The sequence below is a fragment of the Actinoallomurus acaciae genome (genome assembly GCF_042429965.1).
Classification (GTDB): Bacteria; Actinomycetota; Actinomycetes; order Streptosporangiales; family Streptosporangiaceae; genus Actinoallomurus; species Actinoallomurus acaciae.
The window spans coordinates 1-10,798 of sequence record NZ_JBHLZP010000277.1 but is presented as its reverse complement, the minus strand read 5'-3'; the positions used below and the strand labels follow the sequence as shown (position 1 = coordinate 10,798).

Sequence of the window (10,798 nt, the reverse complement as noted above, 5' to 3'; positions counted from 1 at the left end):
GCGCCGGGCCGCCGTCGACGCGAGCCGGTTCATGGACTACGGGCCCGACTGGCCGCCCGCGCCCGCGTCACCGCGGCGGCGCCACCCGCTGCTGCGCCGATGCGTCGCGGCGGTCGTGCTGTACGCCGTCATCTGGGCGCTCGGCTCGGCCCTCCTGGAGCTCCGCATGTTCCAGCTGCGCAAACTCAGCGGAGGCGCTCCGGAGACCACCTATACGACCGTGACCGAGCCGCGCCACCGCTGACCCCCGAACCCCCGGCCCGTTCCACTCGTCTCACCAGAGATGATCAGGAAGGCCCTGCGGTGCGTGGCGTGGGCGGTGGCGGTGCTCCTCGGCGCGCTCGCCGTCTTCTTCGCCCAGACCTGGTTCGCGTGGCAGCGGGAGCCGCGGACGTACGGAGGCACGGCGAACGCCCTGTGGGCGCGCCACCAGTGGGTCGGCGAACCGCACACCGAGGCCGACTACCGCGCGCTCGCGGCGACCCTGAGGGCGAACCGCATCACCGACGTCTTCTTCCACGCGGGACCGCTGGACGGCGACGGGCGGATCCCTCCGTCCCGTTACCGGCACGCGGGCGAACTGCTGGCGGCGATGCGCCGCCTCGCCCCGGGGGTGCGCGCCCAGGCGTACGTGGGCCAGGTGGAGCGCTCCGGCGGCGGTCCTCTCGACCTCGGCGACCCGGCGACCCGGGCCCGGATCCTGGACACCGACCGGGCGCTGCTCGCCGTGGGCTTCGCCGGCATCCACTACGACATCGAGCCGGTCTACCCCGATGACCGCGACTTCCTCGACCTGCTGGCGCGGACGCACGAGCTCACGCGGGGCCGGGTGCTCTCGGTGGCGGTCGAGCAGCCGCCCCTCGCCGACTGGGAGGCGCCGCTGTTCCGCGCGCTGCTGCCGCGCGGGCGGACCCACTACCCGCCGCGGCCCACCAGCGCGTACCTGCGCGCCGTGGCGAGCCGCGTCGACCAGGTCGCGATCATGACGTACGACTCGGAGGCCCCGACCCGGGCGCTCGCGGGATGGCACTTCGCCCACCACACGGAGCGGACGCTCGCACTCCTCGGCGACCGGGTCACCGTCTTCCTGGGCGTGCCGACCTACCGGACCGCGACGCCGTGGGCGGAGGACCTGCCGACCGCGCTGCGCGGCGTACGGCAGGGCATCGACGCCCTGCCGCACCGCCCGCGGCGCCCGTACGGAGTGGGCGTCTACGCGGACTGGACCACCAGCGCGCGCGACTGGGCGACATACCGGAGGGAATGGCTGGGAATCCGCGGATGAGAAAGATCACAAATGGGGCTGATCGGCGGTCCGGGAGCGTCCCGTGAGCGAACGGAACCCGCCCGAAGAGCGGTCCGAGCGGTGATGCGCCCGGTTTATGCTCTGACCTGCGACGACGAGTCATTTCGGTGGGTCGTGCGGCGAGGGCTACCGCGTGCCCTGCGACGGGTTTGTCGATGCAACTTGCGTCGGGCATTGCAACTGGCGTCCGAACGGCCGCCAGGTCCGCAAGGACAAGCAGTTGTCACGATTTAGTTACATCGCTCGCGAATTGCCTGGACTTTGGCGCGTCGTGCCATCGTCTTGCTCGCAAACATGATCATGTCGGCGTCGCAGGCGGTCGCCGCGCGATCAAACCCCCTTGCCCGGGGGAAGTATTCGGGGGACCGTTGCGCTGGTCGTGGCGGATTGGCGGTGTAGGGAGGTTCGGAGAAGGATGAGCATGAGGCACATGGTCGGCCCGGCGGACGGCCGGCTGCAGGAGCTGGCGGCCGGCTACTCCGGCTGGAGGTTCGGACTGGGCGGTTCGGGCCACTGGTGGGCGGTACGCGGCAACGAGTTCTTCCGCGCCCTGAGCCCGGAGGAGCTCAAGTCGCGGCTGGACGAGCACCTCGCGGCCGGAACCGAGGGCTGAGGGCCCATGAGGATGCACACGCCCGGTTAGCGGGCGAGGACAGGGAAAAGTGCGCGGCCGCGCAGAGCCGGAGCAATGCGCGGCCGGGCGATCGAGCGGACATCCGAGCCGGTGAGCACACCCGGCCTCAGCCGGAGCCCGCGAGCGAGACCCTCACCCGAGCACACCGGTGAGGAAGGGCGGCAATGAGCCGCTGATCGAGACCCCCCTTGGAACGCCCCGAACGAAACGACCGCGTATCGCGTGCGGTGAGGGCGCGTGCGGTGGCCCACCCGCCCGGGGCCGAGCCCACTTCTAGGCGAGTGGTTCCGAATGTGGGCTGGTGTTGAGTCATGAGGAGAGGGCGTCCAAGATCATGTTGTGAGGCAAGACCTGGACACCGTCTTGATCGCACTCTAGGTGAAGATCGACGACGGGTTGGAGGGAACGCGGTGGCTGGGGCGGCCACCGCGGCTGACCGGCTCCGAACTGATCTGTCCGGCGGTCGCCCAGGTGCTGCTGGGTTTCCACTCCGAAGCCCGCTGGATCCGGTTCGCCCATACACATCTGAGGGCGATGTTTTTGTACCTGCCCAAGCGGCCCGGTTGCAACAAGTGTTCCAAGGCGGCGCTGCCGCTGGTCAAACGGATGATCCAGGCACTGGTGACCGACACCGCCTGTTGGTTCGACAACGTCTGGGGCACCGATTCTGCTCCGGTCGAGTGCGGACGTTCCCGCCCGACGCGGCTGTGGATAACCATCGGCGCTGGGCCGGGCGTACCGAGAAGCGAACCGGGCCTATTGGGAGGGCCGGACCGGGCGTACCAGGAGGGCTGAGCCGGGCGTATCGGGCGGGCCGGACCGGGAAGGCTGGGCCGGTGTACTGGGGAAAGGATGCGCGCGCCTCGGCCGCGGGTGCGCCGATCGGGTGGGTGATCGGCGCGAGAGAGCCCCAGACCCCGGCGAACCGAGGCGCGCATCCTCCGCCGGGAGAGGCTCCGCCAGCCCCGCCAGACCCCGGCGGAACCTCATCCCACTCTCTTCAACGCACGAAAGCCCGCCAAGGTTCACCGGTAACGCCGGTTTTGTGAGAGACGATTGATCAGAAGACGCCGTCAGAACATGTACCCCCGAGCGTGTTCTGGCGGCGTCATCTCCGTTACAGGAGGTCACGGGCGGTAAGAAGGCGACACGGGGGTGCCCACGGGTCCCCAGCGGGGGCGATGCCCGGTAAGTTCGGAACATGGCACCCAGCACGAACGCTGTGCCGCAGGAGCGCGACGACGCGGCGCCCTTCGGCCGGATGCTCACCGCGATGGTCACACCGATGACGGCCGACGGCGCCGTCGACTACGACGGGGCGGCCCGGCTGGCCGCCTACCTCGTCGATCATCAGCGCAATGACGGGCTCGTCGTCAGTGGTACGACCGGCGAGTCGCCCACGACGACCGACGCCGAGGACGAGCGGCTGCTCCGCACCGTCATCGAGGCCGTCGGCGACCGCGCGCACGTGGTCGCGGGCGTGGGTACCAACAACACCGTGCACACCCTGAAACTGGCGCGCCAGGCGGAGGCCGCCGGCGCCGACGGGTTGCTGGTCGTCACGCCGTACTACAACAAGCCGCCGCAGGAAGGCCTCGCGCGCCACTTCACGACCGTGGCCGACGCGACCGAACTGCCGGTGATGCTTTATGACATTCCAGGCCGTACCGGCACGCCCATCGCCCCCGAGACGCTGCTGCGCCTCGCCGAGCACCCCCGCATCATCGCGGTCAAGGACGCCAAGGGCGACCTGTTCGCGACCTCGCGGGTGATGGCCGAGACGGACCTGGTGTTCTACTCCGGAGACGACGCCCTGAACCTTCCCTGGCTCTCGCTTGGCGCGGCCGGGTTCGTCAGCGTCGTCGGACACGTGGTCGGCGCCGATCTGCACGAGATGATCGACGCCTTCCTCGGTGGAGACGTCGACCGGGCGCGGCGGATTCACCGCCGGCTGATCCCGGTCATCACCGCGATCATGACCCGTACGCAGGGCGTGATCGCGACGAAGGCCGCGTTGTCGCTCATCGGCCAGCCCGGAGGTGCCGTACGGCCCCCGCTGGTGGACGCGACACCGGAATTCACCGCCGCGCTGAGGGAGGACCTCATCGCCGGCGGGGTCAAGGTCTTGGAGGGTCCGTGAGAGGACCACAGGCACCACGCGGCAACGCCCGAGGGGCGTGCCGCGATCGAAGCTAGGAGGGCGCGTGACGAACGCGCATGAGCATGCCCCCGTGTCGTCGGATGAAGAGCGGGGGATCCGATGAGCCATCCACACCCTGATCTGGGGCTGCCGCCCGCGCTGCCGGACGGCGGACTGCGGATCGTGCCGCTCGGCGGACTGGGCGAGATCGGCCGCAACATGACGGTCTTCGAGTTCGGCGGCCGTCTTCTGATCGTCGACTGCGGGGTGCTGTTCCCCGAGTCCGAACAGCCCGGCGTCGACCTGATACTGCCGGACTTCGACTACATACGGGAGCGCCTCGACGACGTCGAGGGCATCGTGTTGACGCACGGGCACGAGGACCACATCGGCGGAGTGCCGTACCTCCTGCGCGAGCGGTCCGACATCCCGCTGATCGGCTCGCGGCTCACGCTGGCGCTGCTGGAGGCCAAGCTCACCGAGCACCGCATCAAGCCGACCACCGTGCAGGTACGCGAGGGGGAGACGCGGTCGTTCGGCCCGTTCGACTGCGAGTTCCTCGCGGTCAACCACTCCATCCCGGACGCGCTGGCGGTCGCCATCCGTACGGAGGCGGGCCTGGTCCTGGCGACCGGCGACTTCAAGATGGACCAGCTCCCGCTGGACGGCCGGCTCACCGACCTGGGCGGTTTCGCCAGGCTCGGCGCCGAGGGCATCGACCTGCTGCTGTCGGACTCCACCAACGCCGAGGTGCCCGGGTTCGTCACCAGCGAGCGCGACATCGGCATCGTGCTGAGCGACGTGCTGCGGATCGCGCAGAAGCGCGCCATCGTCGCCTGCTTCGCCTCGCACGTGCACCGCGTGCAGCAGGTGCTCGACGCCGCGTACGAGAGCGGCCGCAAGGTCTGCTTCGTCGGCCGGTCGATGGTGCGCAACATGGGCGTGGCGCGTGACCTCGGCTACCTGCGGGTACCCGCCGGCATCCTGATCGACCAGAAGGAGATGGACGACCTGCCGGGCGAGCAGATCGTCCTGATCTGCACCGGTTCGCAGGGTGAGCCGATGTCGGCGCTGTCCCGGATGGCCAACCGCGACCACCAGATCCGCATCGAGCGGGGCGACACGGTGATCCTCGCCTCGTCGCTCATCCCGGGCAACGAGAACGCCGTCAACCGCGTGATCAACGGGCTGACCCGCTGGGGTGCGCGCGTCGTGCACAAGGGCAACGCCCTGGTACACGTCTCGGGGCACGCACCGGCCGGCGAGCTGCTGTACGTGCTGAACATGACGCGCCCCGGCAACTTCATGCCGGTGCACGGCGAGTGGCGGCACCTCAGCGCGCACGCCCGGCTCGCCGCGCTCACCGGCGTGCCGGACGAGAACATCGTCATCGCCGAGGACGGCGTCGTGGTCGACCTGGTCGACGGGCAGGCCACCATCGTCGGCGCGGTCCGTGCCGGGTACGTCTACGTCGACGGCCTGTCGGTCGGCGAGATCACCGAGACCTCGCTGAAGGACCGGCGCATCCTCGGCGACGAGGGGTTCGTGTCCGTGGTCGTGGTCGTCGACTCCTCCAGCGGCAAGGTGCTGGGCGGCCCGGAGATCCACGCCCGCGGCGCCGGCATCGAGAGCTTCCAGGCCGTGATCCCCCGGCTGGAGGAGGTCCTGGAGACCGCCGCCGCCGACGGGATCAACGACATCCACCAGCTCCGGCAGCTCGTCCGCCGTACGGCGGGCCGCTGGGTGAACGAGTCCTTCGGCCGCCGGCCGATGATCATCCCGGTGATCGTCGAGGTCTGAGAGCCTTCGACGCGGGGGTTCCCGGCGGTCTGTTGAGAGACGCGCCGGGAGCTCTCGCCTTGCCGGCCCGATTGTCCACAGCCGCCTGAGGACCTTCCGCCTTCTGGCCCGCGCACTGGACAGTGGAAGTGCTGTTGCCCCGGTCTTGTGGACTGCTGATCGCTTGGGACGATGGTCCCCGGGGAGGAGTGCACAAGTGCCGAGGCGCAGGCGGCGTGGGCTGACCCGCCGTGACCCGGCGGTGGTGCCGCCACATGATCTGGTGAACCGCACCTTCACCGCTCCCGCGCCGAACCGGGTGTGGACGGCCGACATCACGTATGTGCCGACGGGTGAGGGATGGCTGTACCTGGCAGTGGTGCTGGATGTGTTCTCCCGGAAGATCGTGGGGTGGGCGATGGCCGACCACCTGCGCACCGAACTCGTGGGACGCGCTAGAGATGGCGATCTGGAATCGCCGGCCCGCTCCTGGTCTGATTCATTACAGCGCCCAGGCACCGGGATAAGCCCCGGCGTGTCTATAGAACCGGGGCCACTTCAGAAGTGGGGTCGGCTCCCCGGGCGGGAGGGGCGTACCGGGAGGGGCTCGCCGTGTCGGCTCGCGCGGTTGTGCAAGGTCGTGGGTCCCCTTCCGCGCGACACGCCGTCCGTGCACAAGGGAAGCCACCGGGCATAGCCGTTAGTCTCACCATCATGGCCACACGTACGCCAGGAGGTGCCAAAAACTCCTCAGGCACGCGTGGCAACGCGCGTAAGCCGGCCGCGCGCAAGCCCGCCTCGGGTAAGTCGGCCGCCCGTAAGCCGTCCGCGAGCCGCCGCTCGGCGTCCTCCGCCAAGCGGCCGGCGGGCAAGGGGGCCAGGAGCCGGCCGCAGCGGCCCGATCCGCTCGCTCAGCTGATGCTCGGCCTCTACCGCGTCATCGCCGGGGTGTGGCTGATGGTCGCCCGGTCCGTCGGCGCGCTCGCGCGCCGGTTCGGGCAGAGCGCACGCGACCTCGACGAGGAGCATCGCAGGGACGGCGTCGGCCTGGCCAACCTCGGGCTGGCCATCGTGCTCGCCGCCGCGACCTGGTGGACGCCGCACACCGGTCTGATCAAGTACTTCGGCCGCGCCGTACGGGACGGCTTCGGCACGCTCGCCGGGCTGCTGCCGGTGATGTTCGCGCTGCTGGCCTGGCGGATGCTGCGTCACCCGGGGCACAACGGCGACGGCGGGCGCCTCACCATCGGCTGCGCCGCGCTCATCGGCGGCATCCTGGGCGTCGTCCACGCCGCGCACGGCACGCCGTACCCCGACGCGGGCGAGCGTGCGCTGCAGGGGTCCGGCGGGCTGATCGGCTGGCTGTTGTCGGCGCCGCTCACCAGCACCGTGACCGGCTGGGTCGCGGTGCCGCTCCTGCTGCTGGTGGCGGCCTTCGGCCTGCTCGTGGTCACCGCCACGCCGGTGCATCAGGTGCCCGAGCGCCTCATGGCGTTCCGCGACCGCATCCTGCTCCGCGAGCCGCTGATCCCCGAAGGCGACGAGACCACCGCCGAGGCGCCGGCGCGGAGCAAGAAGCGCTCCCGCAAACGCGACGTCGAGGTCGGCGACCACACGAAGCCCTATGACACCCCGGTCGTCTCCGGCCCCGACGCGCCGGAAGAGGAGCAGGACGACGGTCCCAGCCTCGCCGACGATCTGTTCGAGCCGCCCGAGCCGACCGAGGTCTTCGCGCCGCCCGAGCCGCCGGAACACACACCGCCGCCGAAGAGCTCCGAGCAGCTCACGCTCTCCTCCTCCGGCGTCGGCGGCCCGTACACGCTCCCGCCGGCCGGCGCGCTCAAGCCCGGCTCGATCGTCAAGCCGCGCACCAAGGCCAACGACACCGTCGTGAACGCCCTGTCGGAGGTGCTCGACCAGTTCGGCGTGGACGCGCAGGTGACCGGCTTCACCCGCGGCCCGACGATCACCCGGTACGAGATCGAGCTGGGGCCGGCGGTCAAGGTCGAGCGCATCACCGCGCTGACCAAGAACATCGCGCTCGCGGTCAAGAGCGCCGACGTGCGGATCATCTCGCCGATCCCGGGCAAGGCCGCGATCGGCGTCGAGATCCCCAACACCGACAAGGACATCGTCAGCCTCGGCGACACGCTGCGCGCCTCGGTCGCGGTCAACGACCACCATCCGATGGTCGTCGGCCTCGGCAAGGACGTCGAGGGCCGTACGGTCGTGGCCAACCTGGCCAAGATGCCGCACATGCTCATCGCGGGCGCGACCGGCGCCGGTAAGTCCACGTGCATCAACGGGCTCATCACCTCGATTCTCATGCGCTCCACGCCGGACGAGGTACGGATGGTGCTGGTCGACCCCAAGCGCGTCGAGCTGACCTCCTACGCCGGCATCCCGCACCTGATCACCCCGATCATCACCAACCCGAAGAAGGCGGCCGAGGCGCTGCAGTGGGTGGTGGGGGAGATGGACCGTCGCTACGACGACCTGGCGGCCTCCGGATACCGGCACATCGACGACTTCAACAAGGGCGTGCTGGCCGGCAAGCTCACCGCGCCCCCGGGCAGCGAGCGCGTCTACCAGCCCTACCCGTACCTCCTGGTGATCGTGGACGAGCTGGCCGACCTGATGATGGTGGCGCCGCGCGACGTCGAGGACTCCGTCGTGCGCATCACCCAGCTCGCCCGCGCCGCGGGCATCCACCTCGTGCTCGCCACCCAGCGGCCGAGCGTCGACGTGGTGACCGGCCTGATCAAGGCGAACGTCCCGTCGCGGCTGGCGTTCGCCACCTCGAGCCTGGCCGACAGCCGCGTCATCCTCGACCAGCCCGGCGCGGAGAAGCTCGTCGGCCAGGGCGACGCGCTGTTCCTGCCGATGGGCGCGAGCAAGCCGATGCGGCTGCAGAACGCCTACGTCTCCGAAAAAGAGATCCATGACGTCGTCGAGCACTGCAAGAAGCAGGCCGAGCCCGACTACCGCGAGGACGTCGCGGCGAACGACCAGCGCAAGAAGGACATCGACGAGGACATCGGCGACGACCTCGACCTGCTCGTCCAGGCCGCCGAGCTCATCGTCTCCAGCCAGTTCGGCTCGACCTCGATGCTCCAGCGGAAGCTGCGCGTCGGCTTCGCCAAGGCAGGACGTCTCATGGACCTTCTGGAGAGCCGTTCCATCGTCGGTCCCAGCGAGGGGTCGAAGGCACGCGATGTCTTGGTCAAACCCGACGATCTGCCGGGCGTTCTGGCATCGCTGCGCGGCGAGTAGCGACGGAGATCTTGGGTAGCTGACATATACAGCGTTGCACGTCGCTTCCGGAGACCGACCTTCATAGACTCAGCGGTAGCGAAGGACGATTCGGGCGACGTCATCGCGTGATACGCCACGAGGTTCCCAGGAGGTGCTGTGACCGAGCGAAGCGCGGGAACCGGCAGACACAGCACCCTGGCCGCGGCGCCGACGAAGGAGGCGCCGTGACCGAGCGGAGCGAGGGGACCGTCGTCGGCGGCGGCGCCGACGACGAAGGTGCGCTGGGCATCGGCGACACCCTCGCGAAGGCGCGACAGGACGCCGGGCTGACCGTCGGGCAGGTGGCCGGCCGCACCCGCATCCGCGAGACCGTGATCAACGCCATCGAGCGCGACGACTACACGCTGTGCGGTGGCAACTTCTACTCGCGCGGGCACATCCGCAGCATCGCCCGGGCCATCGGAATCGACCCCGAGCCCCTCATCGGCGCGTACGACGACGCGCACGGCGGATCACCGCAGGCGATCCCGGCGCGGCAGGCGTTCGAGCCCGAGACGCCCGTGCGGTTCCGCGAGCGGCGCGCGCCCAACTGGAGCGCCGCCATGATCGTCGCGCTCGTCCTCGTGGCGATCTACGGCATCGTCCGGGTGGCGACCGGCCACGACGAGCATCGCTCCGCCCAGCGGGCCGCCGCGCCCGCGACGGCCCGGCCGACTCCTCGCAGCAGGGCCGTGGCGCCGCCGCCGGCGCCGCGCAAGGACGTCACCGTACGGGTCAAGGCCAAGCGCGCGAGCTGGCTCAACGTCCGCGACGCCAAGGGCAAGGAGCTGTTCAGCGGCATCATCCGCGCCGGGCAGACCGAAGAGTGGAAGTCCAAGAAGCGCATCCGGCTGCTGATCGGCAACGGCGGCGGCGTCCGCGTGACGGTCAACGGCAAGGACGTCGGCGCGCCCGGCGAGACCGGTCAGGTCATCCGGCTGAGCTACGGCCCGCGCGATCCGCTCAAGGCCAGTCTCTCGCCCTCGCCACAGGTGCCGCGCAAAGGCTGACCTCCTGCCATCTTCGCGGGACCAGTACCGTATGGGGCATGTCCACCCGCCGAACTGATCCCGTGCTCGCTCTCCCCGCGCGCCCGGCGAGAGGGGAGCGCTCCGCGTGAGCACCGCCGACCAGTCCACGACATCGGCGGACCGCCGCTCCGTCTCTCTCGTCACCCTCGGGTGTGCGCGCAACGAGGTCGACTCCGAGGAGCTCGCGGCACGGCTGGAGAGCGCCGGCTGGACGCTGGACGACTCCGGTGACGCCTCGGTCGTCCTCGTCAACACCTGCGGCTTCATCGACGCCGCGAAGAAGGACTCCATCGACACCCTCCTGGCCGCGTCCGACTCCGGCGCGAAGGTCGTCGCGGCGGGCTGCCTCGCCGAGCGGTACGGCGCGGAGCTGGCCGAGTCGCTGCCCGAGGCCGACGCGGTGCTGAGCTTCGACGACTACGCCGCGATCGGTGACCGGCTCGACGACGTCGTGGCCGGCCGCGGGCACCGCTCCCACCAGCCGCAGGACCGCCGGAAGCTGCTGCCGCTCACCCCGGCCGAGCGCTCCGGCACTCACGTGCACGTTCCCGGGCACGGTTCGGCGCCCGACCTGCCGGAGGCGGTCTCGCCGGCGTCCGGGCCGCGGGTGCTGC

The 10,798-nt window shown here is 70.4% G+C and carries 7 protein-coding genes and 3 pseudogenes; all 10 read left to right on the top strand.

Annotation, left to right across the window (positions count from 1 at the left end; translation table 11 throughout):
- Positions 1-244, top strand: a 244-nt coding sequence (locus tag ACFFNX_RS30205; RefSeq protein WP_378209267.1) for a hypothetical protein, incomplete at its 5' end; no start/stop codon positions are given.
- 39 nt (positions 245-283) lie between these two features.
- Positions 284-1,285 (top strand): glycoside hydrolase family 18 protein, encoded by a 1,002-nt coding sequence (locus ACFFNX_RS30200; RefSeq protein ID WP_378209266.1) that lies wholly within the window; start codon positions 284-286, stop codon positions 1,283-1,285.
- A gap of 436 nt (positions 1,286-1,721) precedes the next feature.
- On the top strand, positions 1,722-1,919 hold the full coding sequence (locus ACFFNX_RS30195; RefSeq protein WP_378209265.1) for a hypothetical protein: 198 nt from the start codon (positions 1,722-1,724) through the stop codon (positions 1,917-1,919).
- A 399-nt stretch (positions 1,920-2,318) separates the two neighbouring features.
- Positions 2,319-2,642, top strand: a pseudogene (locus ACFFNX_RS30190) (IS982 family transposase); the annotation flags it as partial.
- A gap of 499 nt (positions 2,643-3,141) precedes the next feature.
- A complete protein-coding gene (gene dapA, locus ACFFNX_RS30185; RefSeq protein ID WP_378209263.1) occupies positions 3,142-4,080 on the top strand; it encodes a 4-hydroxy-tetrahydrodipicolinate synthase in 939 nt (312 codons plus the stop codon).
- A 120-nt stretch (positions 4,081-4,200) separates the two neighbouring features.
- Positions 4,201-5,880 carry a ribonuclease J gene (locus ACFFNX_RS30180; protein WP_378209262.1) on the top strand — a complete coding sequence of 560 codons (1,680 nt, stop codon included), beginning with the start codon at positions 4,201-4,203 and terminating at the stop codon, positions 5,878-5,880.
- A gap of 256 nt (positions 5,881-6,136) precedes the next feature.
- Positions 6,137-6,368, top strand: a pseudogene (locus ACFFNX_RS30175) (DDE-type integrase/transposase/recombinase); the annotation flags it as partial.
- Between the two features lie 205 nt (positions 6,369-6,573).
- Positions 6,574-9,132 (top strand): FtsK/SpoIIIE family DNA translocase, encoded by a 2,559-nt coding sequence (locus ACFFNX_RS30170; RefSeq protein WP_378209261.1) that lies wholly within the window; start codon positions 6,574-6,576, stop codon positions 9,130-9,132.
- A gap of 206 nt (positions 9,133-9,338) precedes the next feature.
- The gene (locus ACFFNX_RS30165; RefSeq protein WP_378209260.1) at positions 9,339-10,163 is read left to right on the top strand and encodes a helix-turn-helix domain-containing protein; all 825 of its coding nucleotides are present in this window, start codon (positions 9,339-9,341) and stop codon (positions 10,161-10,163) included.
- Between the two features lie 106 nt (positions 10,164-10,269).
- Positions 10,270-10,798 (top strand): annotated as a pseudogene (locus ACFFNX_RS30160) (30S ribosomal protein S12 methylthiotransferase RimO); the annotation flags it as partial.